Source organism: Vibrio sp. CB1-5 (genome assembly GCF_059412285.1).
This window is the reverse complement of sequence record NZ_JBJHPB010000002.1, coordinates 255,548-276,054: the sequence shown is the minus strand read 5'-3', so window position 1 is coordinate 276,054 and position 20,507 is coordinate 255,548. Positions and strand designations below refer to the sequence as shown.

Here is a 20,507-nt window from a genome sequence, read left to right as displayed (position 1 = left end):
GGTCCTTGGTCCTTGGTCCTTGGTCCTTGGTCCTTGGTCCTTGGTCCTTGGTCCTACAGGCTAGGAAAAATCAAAAACGCCACGTTAGCAACGCGGCGCTTTTAGTTAACTAATTAGGTATGCAGTCATTTTGGGTTAATCAACCACTTTGACTTGAAGCTCTCTTGGCACTTCAAAGAACATGTTCTCTTCACGGCCTAGTACTTCTTCAACGTCATCAGCGCCCAGCGCTTTGATTCTGTCGATGATTTGATTGACTAGCTCTTCTGGTGCGGATGCACCGGCTGTGACGCCAACCAGACCTTTTCCTTCAAACCATTCGGCTTCAATGAGGTCCGGTGTGTCTGTAAGGTATGCCGGTGTGCCTAGTTTTTCTGCAAGCTCTTTAAGACGCGTTGAGTTCGAAGAGTTTGTCGAGCCTACGACAACCATAACATCAACGTCACCTGCCAGCTCACGAACCGCATCTTGGCGATTTTGCGTGGCGTAACAGATATCGTCTTTGCGAGGACCTTGGATCTCTGGAAATACTTCGCGAAGCTTATCAATCACATCAGCAGTTTCATCCACAGACAGTGTTGTTTGACTCACGTAATGAAGGTTACTTGGGTCTTTAACCTCGAGCGTTAGTACGTCTTCTGGACGCTCAACAAGGTACATACCGCCAGTCTCACTTGAGTACTGACCCATTGTCCCTTCCACCTCAGGGTGGCCTGCGTGGCCAATAAGCACCACTTCCATATTGCGGCGACTCGCACGAGCTACTTCCATATGGACTTTGGTTACCAGCGGACACGTGGCATCAAATACCGTCAGTTCACGTGCTTTCGCTTCTTTGCGAACCGCTTGAGACACACCGTGAGCCGAAAAGATCACAATGTTGTCATCTGGCACTTCACTCAGTTCCTCAACAAAGATCGCACCACGCTGCTTAAGACCTTCAACCACAAAGCGGTTGTGTACTACTTCATGACGAACATAGATTGGCGGCTGATACATCTCAAGCGCGCGCTCAACAATGCTTATCGCTCGGTCTACACCCGCACAAAAGCCACGTGGGTTAGCTAGTTTAATTTTCATTTCATTACTCATTGAAAAGCCGCTATTACTTATCGTATTTATCTGAGTGGTTTTATTCTACTTCGAGAATTTCAACTTCAAAGGTGACATCTTGGCCTGCTAACGGGTGATTAAAGTCAACCGTTACCGAATCGCCCGCAATATCCGTAATGATACCTGGGATCTCCATACCATCAGGACCTGAGAAGGCCATTATTGTACCGACTTCAACCTCAGAGTCACCCACAAACTTTGCACGGTCCATATGATGAACATTGTCTGGATTTGGCATTCCAAACGCATCTACTGCTTTTAACTCAATGGCTTTGTTGTCACCAGACGTCAAACCCACCAAGCACTTTTCAAAATTCTCACTTAAACTGCCGTCACCAATAATAAATTTCGCAGGCTTACCCATATTGTGGGTGCTATCTGCAACCGAGCCATCGCTCAGCTTGATGGTGAAATGTAGAGTGACAGCGCTATCTTGGGAAATGATGCTCACGTTACGGCTTCCTTGTGTTATTGAGTCTGTGTTGATTGATACGCACAGCAGCTCTTTATCATTTAGCTTGTTATATAAAAAAGCGCCGTGCATATCAACGCACAGCGCTTAAGGTTATTCGTTATCTGCGCTACTTTTGCTCTTTATTGCGAAAGCTATCGATAATAATCATCGCCGCACCAATACAGATCGCCATGTCTGCTAGGTTGAAAGCGGGCCAATGATAGTTACCCCAGTAGAAATCCAAGTAGTCGACAACAAAGCCATGAACTACGCGGTCAAAAACATTGCCTACTGCGCCGCCGATGATCATCGCATAAGCAATGTTGTTCCACTTCTCTTTTGCCGGAAGCTTGCTCATCCAGTAGGTTAGCATACCAGTAACGACAAACGCGATACCAGTGAACAGCCAGCGCTGCCAGCCTGCTTGGTCGCTCAAAAAGCTAAATGCCGCACCATAGTTATGGACATAAAGCAGATTGAAAAATGGCAAGATCTCAATTCGATTTGCCCAACCGTAACCCATGTTATCCATGACTACGAGCTTAATGCTGATATCAGCAATAAAAATCACCACCGCTAGCCACAGCCAGCGTACACCTGATTGTCGAAATGTGATTGCCGTTTCGCTCATCTGTTTCCTTTATCGCTACCTTTGGTAGCAAACACTCAATGAATTATATGTTCAATCAGTTAGCTGATAAAAACAACCCCAGTAAAAACTGGGGCTGTTAAATCTTTCAAAAGTTCCGGTTAGCTTACCATTAAGCGAACTTACGAACTTCGCCTTCACCGTCTACGTTCGATACGCAGCGACCACAAATCTTCTCGTGACCCGCAATCGTACCTACGTCCGGAGTGTGGTGCCAACAACGGTCACACTTCTCGTTTTCAGTAGCTGCTACTTCAACGAATAGACCTTCTAGGTCTGTCGCTTTCGCTGCATCGGTCTTCTCAGACATTGGCTTAACGGTTGCTGCGGACGTAATAAGAACAAAACGCAGTTCATCTTCCAGCTTGTTAAGTTTCGCTAGTAGTGCATCATCAGCAAACAGGGTGATTTCAGCCTGTAGTGCACCACCGATGGTTTTCTCGCTACGCGCTGCTTCTAGCTGCTTGTTCACTGCATCACGAACCGTTTGGATTTGAGCCCAAAATTCGTTGTTCAGTTCTTCACCTTCAGCCAGACCGAACAGACCTTCGAACCACTCGCCAGTGAACACAAACTTCTCACGCTGCTCTCCGCTTGGAAGAGACGATGGCATTTCGTTCCAGATTTCGTCAGCCGTGAACGACATGATAGGTGCCATCCAACGAACAAGTGCTTCAACGATGTAGTAAAGCGCTGTCTGACAGCTGCGCTGTGCGTGGCCGCCCAGTTTTGCTGTGTACTGACGGTCTTTAATAACGTCTAGGTAGAAAGAGCCCATTTCGATAGAACAGAACTGCATTAGACGCTGAGTCACGCCGTGCGTGTTGTACTCTTCGTACGCTTTTACGATCTCTTCTTGAGCCGCTAGCGCACGACCTACCGCCCAGCGATCCAGTGCCACCATTTCTTCTGCTGGTACTAGGTCAGTTTCTGGGTTGAAACCGTTTAGGTTTGCTAGGAAGAAGCGAGCCGTATTACGGATACGACGATAAGCATCTGCAGAGCGTTTTAGGATTTCATCAGAAACCGCAACTTCACCCGTGTAGTCAGTCGATGCTACCCATAGACGCAGAATGTCTGCACCTAGCTTGTTAGTCACATCTTTTGGCGCAACAACGTTACCGATTGACTTAGACATCTTACGGCCGTGACCATCTACTACGAAGCCGTGCGTTAGCACTTGCTTGTATGGCGCTTCGTCTTTCATCGCGATAGATGAAATTAGCGAAGACTGGAACCAACCACGGTGTTGGTCAGAACCTTCTAGATATAGATCTGCACTGTTGCCGTTGAATTCTTCACGAGAATCAACAACCGAGTAGTGAGTCACACCTGAATCGAACCAAACGTCTAGTGTATCCAGAACTTTCTCGTACTGGTCAGCTTCTTCACCAAGTAGGTCTGCGATTTCTACATCCCACCAAGCTTGAATGCCCTTCTCTTCCACTAGCTGAGCCACTTTTTCAATCAGCTCTAGCGAGTTTGGATGAAGTTCTGCTGTCTCTTTATGAACAAACAGAGCGATTGGCACACCCCAAGTACGTTGACGAGAGATACACCACTCAGGACGACCTTCAATCATGCCTTCGATACGGCTTTGACCCCACTCAGGCATCCACTCAACACCTTTGATTGACTCTAGTGCTTTTGCACGTAGACCCGCTTGGTCCATAGATACGAACCACTGAGGTGTTGCACGGAAGATGATTGGCGTCTTATGGCGCCAGCAGTGTGGGTAGCTGTGCTCGTATGCGTGATGATGAAGTAGCGCACCTTTTTCTTTCAGTACTTCTACTACAGCATCGTTAGCTTTAAACACGTGTTGACCTGCAAATAGCTCAGTGTCCGGTAGGTAAACGCCGTTTGAACCTACTGGGTTTGCTACTTCTAGATCGTACTTTTGGCCGACCGCGAAGTCTTCTTGACCGTGGCCAGGTGCTGTGTGAACCACACCGGTACCTGATTCTGTCGTTACGTGATCGCCTAGGATCGCCGGAACAGTGAAATCGTAGAATGGGTGGTTAAACTGAGAAAGCTCTAGATCCGCACCTTTTGCAAAACCAAGGTTGTGGAAGTGCTCGATACCGGCACGATCCATCACGTCTTTCGCTAGCTCAGAAGCCACGATAATACGCTCAGGGTTGTCGCCTTCAGTTTGGATAAGTACGTACTCAAGATCGTCGCGTAGACATACCGCGCGGTTCGCAGGCAGTGTCCATGGCGTTGTTGTCCAGATAACGATTGAGATATCGCCCTGGCCTTCATGACCTTCGCTTAGCGCGAATTTAGACAAAAGCGCCGCTTCGTCGGCCGCTTTAAAGCGTACGTCGATAGAAGGAGACACTTTATCTTTGTACTCAACTTCTGCTTCAGCAAGCGCAGAGCCACAGTCTGTACACCAGTGTACTGGTTTAAAACCTTTTAGTAGGTGACCTTTATCAGCAATCTTACCTAGTGCACGGATGATGTTTGCTTCAGTTGCAAAGTCCATCGTGCGGTACGGTTTGTCCCACTCACCAAGAATACCTAGACGCTTGAAGCTCTCTTTTTGACCTTCAACCTGACCTGCCGCGTAGTGGCGACATTTCTCGCGGAATTCAGCCGCAGTCACTTTTTGGCCTGGCTTGCCCACTTTTTTCTCAACCATCAGTTCGATAGGTAGACCGTGGCAATCCCAACCTGGAATATATGGTGCGTCAAAACCTGAAAGTGTTTTGGATTTAATAATAATGTCTTTAAGAATCTTGTTTAGAGCGTGACCAATGTGAATGTCACCATTCGCATATGGAGGGCCATCGTGCAGCACGAAGGATTTTTTGCCTTTTTTGGCTTTACGGATCTCACCGTAAAGATCTTCTTTGTACCAACGCTTAAGCATTTCTGGCTCACGATTGGCCAGGTTGCCGCGCATTGGAAACCCTGTTTCAGGTAGGTTCAGGGTATCTTTATACTCACTCATCGATTCTTAATTCCGTTGTATTGGGCGAAAGTTAGACATTATGTTAACGGTGGAATCTTCCGCTAACCCTTAAACTGATGTAGCCACACCCTTGCTACATCAGCATCCAATTCTATTTGCTGCTTAAGCAGCTCCAATGATTCGAACTTTTTCTCATCACGGATTTTATGAAGCAGTGCCACTTCAATTTGTTGACCATAAAGGTTGCCCTCGTAGTCAAAAATATGCACTTCAAGATCGGGCGTTGTCCCCGCGACCGTTGGTTTTTTACCTATATTGGCAATACCTGGTAGCGGCTTATCATCAACACCAAACACCTGCACCGCATAAACGCCGCGGACAGGCACGACATAACGCTTGAGTGAAATGTTGGCGGTTGGAAACCCAAAGCCACGCGCTAACTTTTGACCATGGGCAACACGCCCCGACAAAGTATAGTGACGTCCCAACATTTCTGCGCTTTCATCGAGTTCGTCGTTGGCAAGAGCCTGACGAATGGCCGTTGAACTGACTCGAGTCTCTTCAACACAAAAACTTGCCGTATTCACCACCTCAAAACCGAACTCCTCGCCCGCTTTTTGAAGCATCTCGAAGTTACCTTCACGCCCTTTACCAAAGCGGAAGTCATCGCCGATGACAAGGAACTTAACACCCAATTTGTCCACCAACAAGTCTCGAATAAAAGACTCCGCAGTTAAGCTGGCAAATCGCTGATTAAAGTTCACGCACAACAGGCGATCCAGTTCCATTTTCTCAAGCAGCTCGTACTTATCGCGTAATCGAGTCAAACGCGCAGGCGCTTTATCTTTCGTAAACAGCTCCATCGGTTGTGGTTCAAAAGTCATCACAACCGCAGGCAAACCAAGCAATGATGCTCTCTGTTTTACCTGACTCAGTACACGTTGATGTCCAAGGTGGACACCGTCAAAGTTACCGATGGTTAATACGCAGCCATGGTGCTGATTTTTAAGGTTATGTATGCCTCGAATGAGTTCCATGAAACGACTAAACCACCTGCTTGAGTAAATGTTACGAGTGTGAAACTGACGGATTATAACCAATCATTGTTAATCTGTCGCTGCTTTTACGTCTTTCGGGCGAATTCCCAAAATAAGCAATGCCGCCAAGTATGTCAGCCCTCCCAGACCAATCAGTATCGTCAAGCTAACAATACGCTCAGATAAACCCCAGCTCAGCCACTGCTGCATGTCTTGTAGCTGCCACATCAATACTGACACCATAGCGGCTACAGCAATCACTAGACGAACGACAAAGCCAATCGTTTTCTTGGTAATGCGATAGACATTTTGACGATGAAGTCCACGGTAAAGCAGCGCCATATTAATAAAGGCAGACAACGCTGTTGCCATTGCCAGACCAACATAACCGTAGAAATAAGCAAAGATCGCGTTGAAAACCATATTGGACGCCATAGCAATAATGCCATATTTCACTGGCGTCTTCGTATCTTGACGCGAGTAATAACCCGGCGCGAGTACCTTGATCAACATAAAGTTAAGTAGGCCGGATGCATAAGCTAGTAAGGATAAAGACGCCTGCTCAACATCGTGAGGAGTAAACTCACCACGCATGAAGAGCACCATCAACATAGGTTTTGCGAGTACCATCAGTCCCAACATAGCAGGTAAGCCGAGCAGGATTACCATGCGTACGCCCCAATCCATGGTGTGAGCAAAACCTTCACTATGGGCGTCTACGTGCTTACGTGACAGCGCCGGCAAAATCACGGTAGCAATGGCGATACCAAACAAACCAAGCGGGAACTCTAGAAGACGGTCTGAATAATAAAGCCAACTGATTGAACCTGTGGCTAGGAAACTGGCAATAAAGGTATCAAACAGCAGGTTTATTTGGCTAACCGATACACCGAACAGTGCAGGGATCATCAAGGTGCGGATCTTAGTTACGCCGGGATCGCGCCAACCCCATTTAGGTTTAACGAGTACACCCTCTTTTATAAGGAAAGGAATTTGAAACGCGAACTGGACAAAGCCGCCTAAAAATACCCCTATCGCCAAGCCTATTTCTGGTTGAGCAAGGTTAGGTGAAATGAACCACGCACTGGCAATGATCATCACGTTAAGAAAAACAGGGGTAAAAGAAGAAACCGCAAACTTGCCTAGCGTATTAAGAATCGCCCCAGACAATGCAACAAAGGTGATGAACCAAAGATAAGGGAAAGTGATCTTGAGCATCAAACTGGCGAGTTCAAACTTTGGTGCTGCTGGTCCATCATTAAGCCAATCGAGAAACCAACCAAAGCCAAACAGTGCCGTCACGACACTCGAGCCAAGAATACCTAGCAAGGTAACTATGGTAACAATGACGCCAAGCGTACCTGAGGCCTTGGCGATTAACTCCCGAGTTTTGTCTTTATCACCTGAGGCATGGTATTCAGTAAGTACTGGCACAAATGCCTGAGAGAATGCACCTTCTGCAAAAAGGCGTCTAAGAAAGTTGGGGATTTTATTAGCAAAGAAGAAGACATCAGCGCTCGCCCCTGCCCCCATTAGATTCGCCACCACAACATCACGAACCAGTCCCAATACTCGAGACACCAACGTCATGGCACTCACTATCATGCCAGACTTAAGAAGGCGTTTACTCACGATAACCTCTGAATTACCTAGCCAATGCTTTACTATTTATCAGTTTCAATAGCCTTTGTTATTGAAGAGAGGATTAGTATTAGCATTGGTCGAAAAATACTGTTAGAATCCCCGCCATCTTAACCGCGATAGCCCACAGATATCAAAAATTGTTTTATATCGTCGGGTTTTTGCACAAATCATTTGACAATTGAGCGCAAATGAGGGATATTCCTCGCCCTTAAATTGTCACCGAACTAAGTTTTTGGGAGTTAGACCCTTGGCAAACAGTAAATCTGCTAAGAAGCGCGCTATCCAAGCTGAGAAACGTCGCCAGCACAACGCTAGCCGTCGTTCTATGATGCGCACTTACATGAAGAAAACAATCGCAGCTATCGAAGCTGGCGACAAAGAAGCAGCAACTTCAGCATTTGCAGAAGTTACTCCAATCCTTGACCGCATGGCGACTAAAGGCCTTATTCATAAGAATAAAGCTGCTCGTCACAAGGCACGCTTCTCTGCTGCAATCAAAGCTCTATAATTTAGACTTTGAATTGTGTTAAAAAAACCGGCTCATGCCGGTTTTTTTGTATTTGTAATATCTAAATCAACAGTTTTCTGCATTACTCGTTTTCTGATTTAGCGAGAAAACACTCGCCACAACAAAGTAGCGAGCGTTAAGGCTTACTCGTCGCTGCAATACATGCCATGCAACGTTTCAATCAACTGGCGAACCTCACTGCTGCTCAAGGTGTAAAACACCGTTTGTGCCTCTTTACGTGTAGAAACCAATCCATCACGGCGCAACCAAGCCAAATGCTGAGACAGCGCGGATTGGCTCAATTCTAAACGCGCACACAACTCACCGACTGACAACTCTGTATTGTGTAGCAAACACAGAATTTGCAGGCGTCTCTCATTAGCCATCGCTTTCAAGAGTACTACCGCTTGTGATGCGTTTTTCTCCATATCCTGCAAGTTCATAATCTACCTCTAATCATTGGGTGATACCGTTGTCAATGTGCCAGTCTTTGTCACAGAAAATCATAACGCTGGCAATTTCCAACACATTTTACATGGTTAGCTCACGCATGCTAACGCTTTGTTTAATTAACTGTTGTTGAAATGAGTAAATTGATAACTAACTCTAAAGTTAAAACGCAAGCAGATCAGTAAAATCCGCTTCACAGACACTTTTTACCGCAGGGTGTTGGATCATTCGCTCTGCAAAAATCACGTAATACTCTTCTTTAATGTCTTCAATATCTCCAATCAACTGCAAGTTACGCTTATCTTTTTTTTCCGATATGTAGATGCTCGGCGCGAGGAAGATGACATCATCTTTGTACATTGAGAAGGCTTTCATCAACGCAACATCGTCAAATTCACCCAAAATATTCGGCTGAATCCCCTGCTGGTCAAACCATTGGATCACTTTACGCCCCATGGATGTACGGCTGCCAGGAATCAGAAGCCGAGTCTGTTCCAGCACCTCAGGAAAGTGTACATTCTCCAACTGCCCAAAAGTAAAGAAGCTCATACGACTTTCACCCAGCTTTTTACTGAACAGGCCCGGACTTTGGCTAGAATCCACCGGACAGTCAGACAGAATCATATCCAGCTTATGCTGAGCCAATTGCTCTAGCAACATTTCGTGCGTTGATTCAAAGCAGCGAAGATGGATGTTGTTATCTTCTGGGATAGTCGTCATCAAAATCTTACTGACAAGGCGTTTAGACAGAGCATCCGCGACACCAACATCAAACAATAAATTAGAGCGCTGGCTGTAGTTAACAATATCCAGCATCTCATAACTCAGTCCAAACATTCGATCGGCGTATTTATAGACCAGTTGCCCAAGCTCAGTTGGTTCAACACTTCGACCATTTCGCTTAGTCAGTTTGCCATCCATACGCTCTTCCAGCGCTTTGATTTGACCGGTGACCGTTTGTGGAGTCAAAAACAGCGCATCGGCTGCTTTGGTAACTGAGCCTTGTTTGCACACCATCCAGAAGTAGTACAAATGGTTATAGTTGAGATGAGACATGCTAAATCGCCTAAAAAGAGTGACCTACATTTATAGCAAAATCTGCGCAATCCAACAATATTCGTTAAAACCGAAACAACAAAGCAATTGACGCTAATTTTTACGAACGACTAACTGTCACATTAGACACGTGACTGTCATATAACTGACAAAGAGAACAATATAAATCGATTTAATTCATTAACTGCGTCAGATTAATCTCTTTTTCTCAACAAGAAATTAATCACTAATTATCAACAACTTAATTCCGAAAACTCAGATTTACAGCCTAAAAGTTAACCTGAGATCGCACTTAATTCACATAGAAATAGTTTCGTCATATTTCTGTAATATTCAAGTTCTACTATCGCCTCAGATTCAACAACAGGCCGCAAATAGATTAACCAAGGCCAAACGGAGAAAACTATGATGAACCAAGCAACTACAGCGACGACTCCTATGTCGACTACGACGCGTTGGCTGCGCTGGGCTAACTTGGCATTCATGCTTTACTTATTACTACTTGCTGTTTCTATGGTAGGTAGTGGCTTCAAAATGGCGACTGGCGAGCACGCTAAAGTGCTGTTCGAGTTTGCCTCTCACCCAGTTGCAGGCTTGATGATTGGTCTTGTTGCTACGGCGCTTATCCAATCTTCAAGTACGGTTACGTCTATTATTGTTGGTCTGGTAGCCGGTGGCCTACCTGTCACAACAGCTATCCCGATGATCATGGGTGCTAACATTGGTACTACGGTAACCAATACCCTAGTCAGTCTTGGTCACGTTCGTTGTAATACCGAATTTAAGCGTGCTTTTGCAAGTGCAACGATTCACGACTTCTTCAACTTGCTTGCTGTGGCTATCTTCCTGCCACTTGAGATGATGTTCGGCGTACTAGACAAAATCTCTAGCTGGCTTGTATCGCCAATGATGGCGACAGGCGACATGAGCATGAAGGGTCTTAACTTCATCAAGCCAATCACCAAACCCGTAGTGAGTGCAATCCAAGAGCCACTGAGTGCATTTGGTGGTGTGACCGGCGGTGTGCTGCTTATCGTTCTTGGTATTGCGACTATCTTCGTTGCCATCACTGTGATGGGCAAACTTATGAAGAGCCTAATGGTTGGTCGTGCTCGTGAGATTCTAAAAAACGCGATTGGTCGTGGTCCAATGCACGGTATCGTGTCTGGCTCTATCGTGACTATACTGGTTCAGTCTTCATCAACGACCACCAGCTTAATGGTTCCACTAGTAGGTACTGGTGCTCTGAAGGTTCGTGATGTTTACCCATTCACGCTAGGTGCGAACATCGGTACTTGTATCACGGGTCTACTTGCTGCGACGGCTGTTTCTGGTGAGTACGCTGTATTTGCTCTGCAAATTGCTCTGGTCCACTTAGTGTTCAACATTATGGCAACGGTATTTATCTTCGGTATTCCGTTCCTGCGTGAACTCCCAGTGAAAGGTGCTGACTTTATCTCAGATATGGCTATTAAGAATAAAGCAGTTGTTGCGGGTTACCTAGTGTCCATCTTTGTGGTTATCCCAGGCTCTATTCTAGCGCTGACCGCTTAACAAAGAGTTCGCAACTGCCCCACTGTAGCTACTATATAGAACAAAAACGCTCAGCCAATGCTGAGCGTTTTTGTTTTTAGTAATCGCCATAATCATAGGCGTCATAAGCATCGTACGCGTCGTAGTGATCGATAAGATCGACTTCATCGACGTAGTCCCAATAGTAATAGCGATCATAATAGTAGTTGTAGTAAGGGTCGCCGACATAGTAGGTTTTGATACGTTTATCTTCTGTCCAAAGATAATAGTTCGATGCCTTTAGTACGGGTACTGAAAGTGTCTGCTCACCCACTTTAATATCCGCTTGGCCTTCAATCGTGCCGACAAACGTCATCGGCTTACCGAGTACAAAGATCTTCGGATCTAAAAATCGCTCTACTTTGACGACAAAACGGCTGCTTCCCTGACGGGTCTCATCAGGTCGCCCCTTCGCATCAAGTTCAAAGTAACTGATTTGCAGCTCACTACTGCTTGCAGATGGATTGGTAAGCTTCGCCACGACTCCACCCCAACGAGCAGGTTGGCCTTTAAAAAGCGTAGCATCAGGGCTCGCATCCTGATAGCTCACTAACAGCTTTTCATCAGCAACTTTGATCTCATCAGGCCCACTACTACAGCCCACTAGCAATGCTGCCAATATCCATACATACGTTCGCATCTTCTGCTCTCCTGTGTCTTCCTCATTTCATTATGAGTCAACCGCTTAACGCTTCGCAAGTGGCAACCTATTGTTGAGTCTTTACATCCTATTATTGACACATTACTTAACTACCCAGACCGCTAATTCAGCACAACAATACCCAAACTAGAAACTGACCCAAGATTGACGTTGACCACTTACCGATTTTTAAGTCCTTGTTTACTCTATTACGCAATCACTATGTATAGGACTCTGTCATGAAAACAAAAATTTTACTTCTCAGCGCACTTATCGCCTCACCAAGCTTTGCATATTACTGTGACCAAACCGCAGAAGGTGCTATCGATGGCGCCGTAGACGGTGCTATCACAGGCGCTGTTGTCGGTGGCATTGTTGATGGTGGTCGCGGCGCCGCTGCCGGTGCTGCTATCGGAGGCGGTACAGGTGCGGTTGTGGGTACCGTAGACGGCGCTTACGATGAAGAAGCGTGTGAAATGGTTACTGACGTTGCTGTAGAAGACGAGATCGTAGCAGAGGAAGTGGTAGAGGAAGAAATTGTCGAAGAAGAGATCATCGACGAAGAAATCGCTGAAGAGTACTACTACGACTAACGTTTTACCTTCACATTTTGGCAGTTACCTAGAGGTAACATCCCCCTGTGTTACTGCCATCCTTTTCTTCCCAGCGATAGACTGCAGTCAATAAACTCGACGAAAAGTTCCAGTATGCACAAAATCGCACTCGTAACTGGTGCGTTTCAAGGGATCGGTCTCGCCACATCTGAAATGCTCATGGAACAAGGTTTCCACGTGATCATGGCGGACATCCAATCTTGCAGCGCCCTAGCCAATGAATTCCGCCACAAAGGCTATCTCGCGTCGCATGTCAAAATCGACCTTGCGATGTCTTCTATGTTTCCAGCTATCGCCAATAAGATAGACGATGAATTTGGTCGTTTAGATGTATTGGTCAACAACGCTTCGATCTTAGCGGATTTTGGTAAGCACCCATCACTGATCGATGAAGATACCTATCGACGAGTGATTGAAGTCAATCAGATTGGTCCCTTCTTGCTTACTCGCGCCTTAACCCCGCTGCTGAAAAAATCCGCAGGGGCGCGCGTGGTCAATGTCTCGAGCCAAGCAGCACAGCTTTCACAGCTCGCTAATATGCACTCACCATGGCGAGACGATGTCTGTGCCGCCTATCAGTCTTCAAAAATAGGCGTCAACGCCAATACAGTGCTGTTTGCCAAAGAGCTTGAACCCTTTGGTATTAAGGTAAACTCCTATTGCCCCGGTTGGGTCGACTCCGGCATGAACCTCGAAGACTTGCCTGAGTATGGAGACAACGTGAAGCTGAAAACGCCACGACAAGGTGCCGATACGGCTATCTGGCTAGCAACACTAAAAGAAGATGGCCCAACCGCAGGCTTCTTTACCGAACGTGAAGCCATTAGCTGGTAATAAAGCCCTTGCTTGAACACAAAATAAAACGCCGAGCAGACTGAACTGCTCGGCGTTTTTGTTCAATTTCTAACGTGAAACGTTACACTGAGAACGGATAACGAATCGGCTCGTGACTCTCGTAGCCAATCACTTCAAAATCATCCAGCGTTACCCAGGTTTCTAGATCTTCTAGTGACTTAATTTTAGGGTTAATGCGGAACTCTGGTGCGGCTAAAGGCTCACGTTTAAGTTGAACATCACGCATCAACTCAAGCTGATCTTCATAAATATGCGCATTCACAATCTTGTGGTAGGCCTGACCCGGCTTTTTACCCGTGATTTGCGCCATGATGGCCAAGAACACGTAAACCTGAACCATATTGAAGTTAAGCCCAAGCGGCACGTCACACGAGCGCTGAGTACTGTTTAGGTATAAAGTGTCGCCGAGCAATGAAAAGTGATGACTGTACATACAAGGACGTAGGCACCCCATATGGAACTCGCCCGGGTTATAGAAGTTAAGAATTTCACCACGGTCGTCAACACCCTTAGAAAGATCATCAACAATCTTACGCAGTTGGTCGATATGGCCGCCATCCGGCTTCGCCCAAGCTCGGCCTTGAACACCATAGACGCGTCCCATATCGTCTTCGCCTTTACGATATGAGTTGTTCAACCACGCCTCATTGAGGTTAGCGTTGGCATCCCACGTTTTAGTGCCCAACTTGCGAAAATCTTCAGCATTGTCATAGCCACGAATGTAACCAAGTAGCTCAGCGACGGCTGCTTTCCAAAAGCTCTTGCGAGTAGTGACCAATGGAAAGGCATTGCCAGCAACATCATAAGTGAGATCGGCATTAACCACGGTTAAACAACGTTTACCAGTGCGCTCGTTCTCAACCCAAACACCCTCATCAACGATTCGCTGACATAAGTCTAAATACTGCTTCACGACAATTCCTATTACTTCGATACTTTTGGAGCGGTTGCACCGTTGACTTTATATGCCCATGCGACCATCAAACCGCCAATGATCACCATTGGCAATGAGAGGATTTGACCCATTGAGATAAATCCACCAAACAAACCAAGATGCGCATCCGGTTCACGCACGTACTCTACCATAAATCTAAAGGTTCCATAACCAAGCAAGAACAGCCCAGAGACTGAGCCTTCTGGGCGAGGTTTGCGAATAAACCAGTTCAAAATTAGGAATAACACCACACCTTCCAACGCAAACTCATACAATTGAGATGGGTGGCGTGGCAGCGGGCCGCCGTTCGGGAAGATGATCGCCCATGGCACATCCGTCACGCGTCCCCAAAGCTCACTGTTCATGAAGTTACCAAGACGTCCCATGCCTAAGCCAAACGGCACCAGCGGCGCGATAAAGTCTGCCACATTAAAGAAGGTACGGCCGTTTTTACGTGCGTACCAGAACATCGCCGTGATAACACCCAGCAAACCACCATGGAACGACATGCCGCCAGTCCATACTTTAAATAGGTACAACGGATCTTGTAGCAGCTCTTCAAAACCGTAAAACAATACGTAGCCGACACGACCACCGATAACTACCCCAAGAAAGCCGGCAAACAGAAGGTCCGACACTTGCTCTCGAGTCCAACCTGAACCTGCCTTATCAGCTCGGCGATTTGCAAGCCACAAAGCGAAAGCAAAACCGATCAAGTACATCAAACCGTACCAACGGACAGACAGCGGACCTAACTCAAACAGAACAGGGTCAATATTTGGAAACTGGATATATCCCTGAGACATAAAACGCTCACTTAAAGTTATTAAATAATGGGGCTAAAACATCATAGAAAATGCGACGAACAATAGAAAGACTGCAAAAATCTTTTTAAGTTTCGGTGTTGGCATTGTCGTCGCCAACTTGGCACCAAATCGCGTCGTCACCATTGAAGTAGCGGCAATCGCAAACAAAGCAGGTAGGTAAACATAACCGATACTAAACTCAGGCAACCCTTCAACCTTTGCACCATGAAACACGAAGCCTAACATGCCTGCCAGTGCAATCACACAGCCACAAACGGAAGAAGAACCTACCGCGCGGCGCATTTCAACGCCATGTTTACTCAAAAATGGCACCGACATTGAGCCGCCACCGATGCCCGCAAGACTCGAAACCATGCCAATTCCCGCCCCGCAACATGTGGTGATAAAAGGAGATGGCAGACTCCGTACTGATTGAGATTTGATCGATAAGAACATTTGAATCGCTAACATCAAAACGATAAAAGCAAACACCTTTGGTAGGTAGTGCGATGGAATCCACTCTGCGATGTAAGAGCCAGTGAATCCGCCGATGACCACGCCCGGCATAAGCCACTTAATCACAAACAAATCAACATTACCTAGCTTAAGGTGATTTATCGCCGATGAGCCTGAGGTAATAATGATCGAAGCAAGAGAGGTCGCCAGCGCGATATGCATGACAAGCTCACTACCAATACCAAACTTAGGCAACAAAAACGCCAGCGCCGGTACAACAATCAGACCACCGCCAATCCCTAGCAAGCCCGACATAGTTCCTACCACGGCACCAAGCAGTAGCAACAGCAATATCAATTCGTAATTCACAACAAGACCAAAATATAAGAGTTAAAATTTACCTGCACGGATAAAGCCTGCAAGACCTTTGGCCTCAAAGAAATCGCGCATTTGATTGTAGATGGTTTTTCCGTAAGGTTGCATCATCGCTTTGTCAGCAAGTTGCTTAAGCTCATCGAGTGAACTCTGCGCAAGCAAGTACTTCACTTTTGCCACATTAGAGGTGTTCATACTCAAGGTATCGTAACCTAAGCCAACGAGTAGAAGCGCGCCAATAGGGTCACCTGCCAACTCGCCACAGATACACACAGGTAAGTCATAGGCTTGGCAAGTCACAAAAATGTGTTTCATCGCCGCAAGCACCGAGGGATGCAACGTTTCGTAGATATCGGCCACTTGCGCATTATTGCGATCAACCGCCAATAAATATTGGGTTAAGTCATTGGTGCCCACCGAAACAAAATCGACTCGCTCTGCCATGAACGGCAAAATATACAGCATCGATGGAACTTCAATCATCACACCAATTTGTGGTTTTTTCACTTCTGGATGCGCATCATGTACTTCTTGATAGGCTTGTTCAATCAAGGTGGCCGCATCATCAAACTCCTGCACCGAGGAGACCATAGGCAGCAAAATGCTCAGATTATCAATGCCAATGCTGGCGCGCAGCATCGCCCGAAGCTGAATCAAAAAGATATCGGGATGATCGAGGGTAAAACGGATCCCACGCCAACCCAAAAATGGATTGTCCTCATCAATAGGCAGATACGGCAACGCTTTGTCGCCACCAATATCCAATGTGCGCATGACGACTCGCTTATTTGGGTAAGCGCTCATCACAGAGCGATATTGATGAAGCTGCTCCTCTTCCGATGGAAACTGCTGCTGCAGTAAGAACAAGATTTCGGTACGGTACAAGCCGACACCATCAACATTTTTGTTGATAGAGATACTGGTATCAGCACTAAGCCCCGCATTGAGCATCACTTGAATACGCTGACCATCTTTAGTTGCCGCATGGAGATTAGCCGTTGACTCCACCATTTGTGACAGTTCCGACTCTTCACTGACCAGCTCGCGGTATTCCAATAGCAGCTCTTGGCTTGGGTCTGGGAATATTTCCCCGCTATAGCCATCGACAATACCGAGCTTACCACTAAGCAGTTCGGGGTTGGTATTGACGCCCATGACCGCCGGAATACCCATAGCTCTAGATAAAATTGCCGCGTGCGAGTTCGCTGCCCCCTCGAGTGACACGACCGCGAGTAACTGCTCTTTAGGAATAGACGCTAAAATTGAAGCGGTCAGCTCTCGGACCACTAAGATCACAGGCTCGTTAAACTCGTGAATGGGGAACTCAGTGTCGTGAAGGAAGAACAGTAATCGCTGCCCCAGCTCTTTAATATCTTGCGCTCGCTCACGCATATACAAGTCAGACATTTTCGCGAAGCGGTTGGCGTAACTCTCCACCACTTGTCGTAATGCCCAATCCGCTCTGTCCCCTTTTTGGATCTGAGCCTTAAGGTCATTTCTCAACATGGGGTCGTTGAGCAAGTGAGTAAACAGATCAAATATCGCCAGCGCATCTTTGTTGAGCTCTAAATCGAGCTTTTTACGCATGCGTTTAAAGTCCGCTAGCGCATGTTCAATCGCAACTGAGAGGATCTCTTGCTCACGTGCTACATCGAGCGTAGATGCAGGGAATACGTCACTTAAATCTGGCTGAGTGTTATCCCACCAAATAGGGCCAATCGCAACGCCAGTAGAAGCGCCAATACCTTTAATAACAGTTGCTGCTTTGTCATCAAAAAAACCGTGCCCTTGCGCAATAGCGTGGGCAATCAGCACTGCAACCTGCGCTGACAGCGTGACCAAAAAAGACTCCTCCATTTCACTAAACTGACGGGAGCTTTTTTGCTGCACAACTAACACACCGAGCACTTGCTTACGATGAATGATGGGCGTGCCAAGAAAAGAATGGTAAACACCTTCCCCAAGCTCAGGGAAAAACTTAAATGCGGAGTGTTTGGCGGCTTCCGCCAAGTTGATAGGCTCTGCGGTGCGCTTAACTAAGCCAACCAAACCTTCATTGAAGCCAATATGGATCGTATCACCTTGGAAGATAAGCCCTTGGGTCGCCATGAGTTCAAGGCGCTGCTTATCGTCGTTGGCAAGATAAATGGTGCAGCATTCCGTGTTCATCGCTGAACATGTTTGCTGCACTAACATCTCGAGGGCTGCATGCACGTCTTCTACTTTCGAGACGTGCTCAACTATATCCCTTAGTTGCGATAGCATACTTACCCTCTTCGATGCTTTCTTTTGCCTTTAAACTTTCGTTCTTTAAACGGCATCGCGAGCGACGCAAACTCTTTCATCGCACGGCGGTAGACATCACGCTTGAACGAAACCACTTGTCTAACTGGGTACCAGTAACTTACCCAACGCCAACCATCAAACTCAGGGGTATTACCGCGCTGCATATTGATTTTGGACTCATCACAGTCCAAACGCAGTAAAAACCATTTCTGTTTTTGCCCAATACAGACCGGTTTCGAATCCCAGCGCACCAAGCGCTTGGGTAACTTATATCTTAACCAGTGACGACTGACCGCAACGACTTTAACATCGTTCTTAGTCAATCCCACTTCTTCATACAGTTCTCGATACATGGCTTCTTCAGGGGATTCGCCTTCGTCAATACCGCCCTGAGGGAACTGCCATGAGTGTTGTCCGTATCGTTTAGCCCAGAAGACCTGACCATGGTTGTTACAGATTACAATACCAACATTCAGTCGGTAACCATCGCCATCTATCACTGGCCAACCTCAATTAAATTTTCATTACCTTGATTTTTCCACATATCCCCAACTTGAGCAAACTTATGGATGTGTAAATTTGAACAATTACCACTTCTTTGTCACGCACTGGATAAGATTCAAACAAGACCTTAGTTATCAACACTGCAATGAGACATAGGCCACATTTATTCACCTTTTCTGTGAATAACTGTGTGCAGAATCGTTGATCTCTCGAAAAAACATCGAAAAAAAACAACCTAATAATTCAAACCATTAAATCAATAAAATTAAAACCCAATAAAAAACAACAACTTAAGAGAGTTAGACGTAAGGTATATCCACCATTCTAGTAACTAAATCTCATCCCAACTCAGATCGGTCAAAGATCAACCACAGCAATGTTTATCCACATCAAGAAAGCCAAATTTCATACAAACCCCGATATTTCAAGCAGTTTGTCGATTAAAATACACTGATCATTTATCCATGCATCTAATTTTAGTCGCAATTTAGACCTCGACCTGTGGATAAGTTTTGAATAGATCAAGTTTCCAGCAAAGTGATCCTTTTTTGTACAAGGCATTTCTGCAGAGCGTGAGTTCGTTCTCATGGTAAACTATCTGAGGTTAGACAAAACAGCGACATTAAGAACTCATGAACACTTCCCCAAAAACTGAATCCGAACTGTTAGAGCGCGCTCGTCAAATCGCCGGTGTGAGCTTTGGTGAGCTTGCCAAACAAGCCAATATGCGCGTGCCTGACAATCTCAAACGTGATAAAGGTTGGGTTGGACAATTGTTAGAATGGCACCTTGGTGCAACAGCGGGTAGCAAACCTGTACAAGATTTTCCAGAGATCGGTGTCGAGCTAAAAAGCATCCCCATTGGTTACAACGGTAAACCATTAGAATCAACCTTTGTTTGCGTCGCTCCCTTAACAGGGATCACTGGACTCACTTGGGAAACCAGTCATATTCGAAACAAACTATCTAGAGTCCTGTGGCTACCCGTAGAGGGTGAGCGCGAAATACCAGTAGCAGAAAGGCGCGTTGGCTCCCCGCTTATCTGGAGCCCGTCAAAGCAAGAAGAAACACAACTAAAAAACGACTGGGAAGAACTGATGGATTTAATTGCGCTGGGAGACGTTAACCAAATTACGGCCAGAAGTGGTGAAGTACTGCAGATAAGGCCAAAGGCCGCCAACAGTCGAGCAAAGACGGAAGCATATGGGGCGACTGGCCAGCCAATCAAAACCCTGCCCCGAGGTTTCTACCTAAGAGCAAGTTTCACCGGATATATTCTAGAAACCTACTTTGCTTGATACTCAGTGTAAGTTGAGCTCAATATCGCAATATCGATTCATCTCAGCACTCCCACATTCATCGTAGGCGTTGTGAAGCCGTAAATACGCTTTTTCAACACCAAGGCTTGTGAGTGCCTCCTTCACAGAGTCTAACGACTCAAAGTGAATAGTTTCGTCATCTTGTTTAATAGGTTCGAGTTTGTGCTTGTATTCCACTGCAAGTAAATAGTGTGAAATATCAGCACAACCGATCACAAACACCTTAGGTGGCTTATAACTCTCTTTATGATGTCCGTGTAACCAACGATCGAGCTGATGTTTTTGCATAGTCCACCTCCTTTGCTTTTGTGGATA

20 protein-coding genes are annotated in these 20,507 nt (G+C 46.2%); 5 read left to right on the top strand and 15 right to left on the bottom strand.

Annotated elements, in window-relative coordinates:
- Nucleotides 1-135: 135 nt before the first annotated feature.
- The 6 genes from ispH to murJ all read right to left on the bottom strand — a co-directional run bounded on the left by ispH (nucleotide 136) and on the right by murJ (nucleotide 7,805).
- Entirely contained in the window at nucleotides 136-1,092 is a 957-nt protein-coding gene (ispH, locus tag ACJB0T_RS02740) for a 4-hydroxy-3-methylbut-2-enyl diphosphate reductase (protein ID WP_479291307.1), read from the bottom strand.
- Between the two features lie 40 nt (nucleotides 1,093-1,132).
- On the bottom strand, nucleotides 1,133-1,564 hold the full coding sequence (gene fkpB, locus ACJB0T_RS02735) for an FKBP-type peptidyl-prolyl cis-trans isomerase (RefSeq protein WP_479291308.1): 432 nt from the start codon (nucleotides 1,562-1,564) through the stop codon (nucleotides 1,133-1,135).
- A gap of 130 nt (nucleotides 1,565-1,694) precedes the next feature.
- Nucleotides 1,695-2,198 (bottom strand): signal peptidase II, encoded by a 504-nt coding sequence (gene lspA, locus ACJB0T_RS02730; protein WP_042473570.1) that lies wholly within the window; start codon nucleotides 2,196-2,198, stop codon nucleotides 1,695-1,697.
- A 130-nt stretch (nucleotides 2,199-2,328) separates the two neighbouring features.
- Nucleotides 2,329-5,175 (bottom strand): isoleucine--tRNA ligase, encoded by a 2,847-nt coding sequence (gene ileS, locus ACJB0T_RS02725; protein ID WP_479291310.1) that lies wholly within the window; start codon nucleotides 5,173-5,175, stop codon nucleotides 2,329-2,331.
- A 62-nt stretch (nucleotides 5,176-5,237) separates the two neighbouring features.
- On the bottom strand, nucleotides 5,238-6,173 hold the full coding sequence (gene ribF / locus ACJB0T_RS02720; RefSeq protein ID WP_479291312.1) for a bifunctional riboflavin kinase/FAD synthetase: 936 nt from the start codon (nucleotides 6,171-6,173) through the stop codon (nucleotides 5,238-5,240).
- 69 nt (nucleotides 6,174-6,242) lie between these two features.
- Complete coding sequence (murJ, locus tag ACJB0T_RS02715; RefSeq protein WP_479291314.1) at nucleotides 6,243-7,805, bottom strand: murein biosynthesis integral membrane protein MurJ; 1,563 nt, start codon at nucleotides 7,803-7,805, stop codon at nucleotides 6,243-6,245.
- Between the two features lie 259 nt (nucleotides 7,806-8,064).
- On the opposite strand from murJ, the gene rpsT reads away from it, so the two are divergent.
- On the top strand, nucleotides 8,065-8,325 hold the full coding sequence (rpsT, locus tag ACJB0T_RS02710) for a 30S ribosomal protein S20 (RefSeq protein WP_042473565.1): 261 nt from the start codon (nucleotides 8,065-8,067) through the stop codon (nucleotides 8,323-8,325).
- Nucleotides 8,326-8,468: 143 nt separating this feature from the next.
- On the opposite strand, the gene ACJB0T_RS02705 is transcribed toward rpsT, so the two are convergent.
- Together ACJB0T_RS02705 and nhaR are read right to left on the bottom strand one after the other, a co-directional pair.
- Nucleotides 8,469-8,768, bottom strand: a complete 300-nt coding sequence (locus ACJB0T_RS02705) for an ArsR/SmtB family transcription factor (RefSeq protein WP_479291317.1) — start codon at nucleotides 8,766-8,768, stop codon at nucleotides 8,469-8,471.
- Between the two features lie 169 nt (nucleotides 8,769-8,937).
- Nucleotides 8,938-9,831 (bottom strand): transcriptional activator NhaR, encoded by an 894-nt coding sequence (gene nhaR / locus ACJB0T_RS02700; RefSeq protein ID WP_479291318.1) that lies wholly within the window; start codon nucleotides 9,829-9,831, stop codon nucleotides 8,938-8,940.
- 408 nt (nucleotides 9,832-10,239) lie between these two features.
- Here nhaR and ACJB0T_RS02695 point away from each other — a divergent pair, with 408 nt between their 5' ends.
- Entirely contained in the window at nucleotides 10,240-11,385 is a 1,146-nt protein-coding gene (locus ACJB0T_RS02695) for a Na/Pi symporter (RefSeq protein WP_479292315.1), read from the top strand.
- Between the two features lie 76 nt (nucleotides 11,386-11,461).
- Here ACJB0T_RS02695 and ACJB0T_RS02690 read toward each other — a convergent pair whose 3' ends face one another.
- A complete protein-coding gene (locus ACJB0T_RS02690; RefSeq protein WP_479291320.1) occupies nucleotides 11,462-12,043 on the bottom strand; it encodes a Slp family lipoprotein in 582 nt (193 codons plus the stop codon).
- Nucleotides 12,044-12,282: 239 nt separating this feature from the next.
- On the opposite strand from ACJB0T_RS02690, the gene ACJB0T_RS02685 reads away from it, so the two are divergent.
- Nucleotides 12,283-12,636 carry a YMGG-like glycine zipper-containing protein gene (locus ACJB0T_RS02685; RefSeq protein ID WP_479291322.1) on the top strand — a complete coding sequence of 118 codons (354 nt, stop codon included), beginning with the start codon at nucleotides 12,283-12,285 and terminating at the stop codon, nucleotides 12,634-12,636.
- Between the two features lie 114 nt (nucleotides 12,637-12,750).
- The gene (locus ACJB0T_RS02680; protein WP_479291324.1) at nucleotides 12,751-13,491 is read left to right on the top strand and encodes an SDR family NAD(P)-dependent oxidoreductase; all 741 of its coding nucleotides are present in this window, start codon (nucleotides 12,751-12,753) and stop codon (nucleotides 13,489-13,491) included.
- Between the two features lie 82 nt (nucleotides 13,492-13,573).
- Here the strand turns inward: ACJB0T_RS02680 and ACJB0T_RS02675 are convergent, their stop codons facing one another.
- The 5 genes from ACJB0T_RS02675 to rppH are packed head-to-tail and all read right to left on the bottom strand — an operon-like array spanning nucleotide 13,574 to nucleotide 18,869.
- Nucleotides 13,574-14,425: a thymidylate synthase gene (locus ACJB0T_RS02675; RefSeq protein WP_479291328.1), complete on the bottom strand. Its 852-nt coding sequence runs from the start codon at nucleotides 14,423-14,425 to the stop codon at nucleotides 13,574-13,576.
- Nucleotides 14,426-14,436: 11 nt separating this feature from the next.
- The gene (gene lgt / locus ACJB0T_RS02670) at nucleotides 14,437-15,252 is read right to left on the bottom strand and encodes a prolipoprotein diacylglyceryl transferase (RefSeq protein WP_112459577.1); all 816 of its coding nucleotides are present in this window, start codon (nucleotides 15,250-15,252) and stop codon (nucleotides 14,437-14,439) included.
- A 33-nt stretch (nucleotides 15,253-15,285) separates the two neighbouring features.
- Entirely contained in the window at nucleotides 15,286-16,077 is a 792-nt protein-coding gene (locus ACJB0T_RS02665; protein WP_479291330.1) for a sulfite exporter TauE/SafE family protein, read from the bottom strand.
- Nucleotides 16,078-16,098: 21 nt separating this feature from the next.
- A complete protein-coding gene (gene ptsP, locus ACJB0T_RS02660) occupies nucleotides 16,099-18,348 on the bottom strand; it encodes a phosphoenolpyruvate--protein phosphotransferase (RefSeq protein WP_479291332.1) in 2,250 nt (749 codons plus the stop codon).
- A 2-nt stretch (nucleotides 18,349-18,350) separates the two neighbouring features.
- A complete protein-coding gene (gene rppH, locus ACJB0T_RS02655) occupies nucleotides 18,351-18,869 on the bottom strand; it encodes an RNA pyrophosphohydrolase (protein ID WP_042473544.1) in 519 nt (172 codons plus the stop codon).
- Nucleotides 18,870-19,505: 636 nt separating this feature from the next.
- On the opposite strand from rppH, the gene mutH reads away from it, so the two are divergent.
- Nucleotides 19,506-20,171, top strand: coding sequence for a DNA mismatch repair endonuclease MutH (gene mutH, locus ACJB0T_RS02650; protein WP_479291334.1), 666 nt, complete (start codon nucleotides 19,506-19,508; stop codon nucleotides 20,169-20,171).
- A gap of 3 nt (nucleotides 20,172-20,174) precedes the next feature.
- Here mutH and ACJB0T_RS02645 read toward each other — a convergent pair whose 3' ends face one another.
- The gene (locus ACJB0T_RS02645) at nucleotides 20,175-20,480 is read right to left on the bottom strand and encodes a DUF6482 family protein (RefSeq protein WP_479291336.1); all 306 of its coding nucleotides are present in this window, start codon (nucleotides 20,478-20,480) and stop codon (nucleotides 20,175-20,177) included.
- Between the last annotated feature and the right edge of the window lie 27 nt (nucleotides 20,481-20,507).

What these genes read in the sequence shown, in the direction of transcription:
- ACJB0T_RS02690 (WP_479291320.1), bottom strand. Translation starts at nt 12,043, where the DNA reads ATGCGAACGTATGTATGGATATTGGCAGCATTGCTAGTGGGCTGTAGT.
- ACJB0T_RS02645 (WP_479291336.1), bottom strand. Translation starts at nt 20,480, where the DNA reads ATGCAAAAACATCAGCTCGATCGTTGGTTACACGGACATCATAAAGAG.
- mutH (WP_479291334.1), top strand. Translation starts at nt 19,506, where the DNA reads ATGAACACTTCCCCAAAAACTGAATCCGAACTGTTAGAGCGCGCTCGT.
- ispH (WP_479291307.1), bottom strand. Translation starts at nt 1,092, where the DNA reads ATGAGTAATGAAATGAAAATTAAACTAGCTAACCCACGTGGCTTTTGT.
- ACJB0T_RS02680 (WP_479291324.1), top strand. Translation starts at nt 12,751, where the DNA reads ATGCACAAAATCGCACTCGTAACTGGTGCGTTTCAAGGGATCGGTCTC.
- ACJB0T_RS02695 (WP_479292315.1), top strand. Translation starts at nt 10,240, where the DNA reads ATGAACCAAGCAACTACAGCGACGACTCCTATGTCGACTACGACGCGT.
- ACJB0T_RS02685 (WP_479291322.1), top strand. Translation starts at nt 12,283, where the DNA reads ATGAAAACAAAAATTTTACTTCTCAGCGCACTTATCGCCTCACCAAGC.
- ileS (WP_479291310.1), bottom strand. Translation starts at nt 5,175, where the DNA reads ATGAGTGAGTATAAAGATACCCTGAACCTACCTGAAACAGGGTTTCCA.
- ribF (WP_479291312.1), bottom strand. Translation starts at nt 6,173, where the DNA reads ATGGAACTCATTCGAGGCATACATAACCTTAAAAATCAGCACCATGGC.
- nhaR (WP_479291318.1), bottom strand. Translation starts at nt 9,831, where the DNA reads ATGTCTCATCTCAACTATAACCATTTGTACTACTTCTGGATGGTGTGC.
- lgt (WP_112459577.1), bottom strand. Translation starts at nt 15,252, where the DNA reads ATGTCTCAGGGATATATCCAGTTTCCAAATATTGACCCTGTTCTGTTT.
- lspA (WP_042473570.1), bottom strand. Translation starts at nt 2,198, where the DNA reads ATGAGCGAAACGGCAATCACATTTCGACAATCAGGTGTACGCTGGCTG.
- ACJB0T_RS02705 (WP_479291317.1), bottom strand. Translation starts at nt 8,768, where the DNA reads ATGAACTTGCAGGATATGGAGAAAAACGCATCACAAGCGGTAGTACTC.
- ptsP (WP_479291332.1), bottom strand. Translation starts at nt 18,348, where the DNA reads ATGCTATCGCAACTAAGGGATATAGTTGAGCACGTCTCGAAAGTAGAA.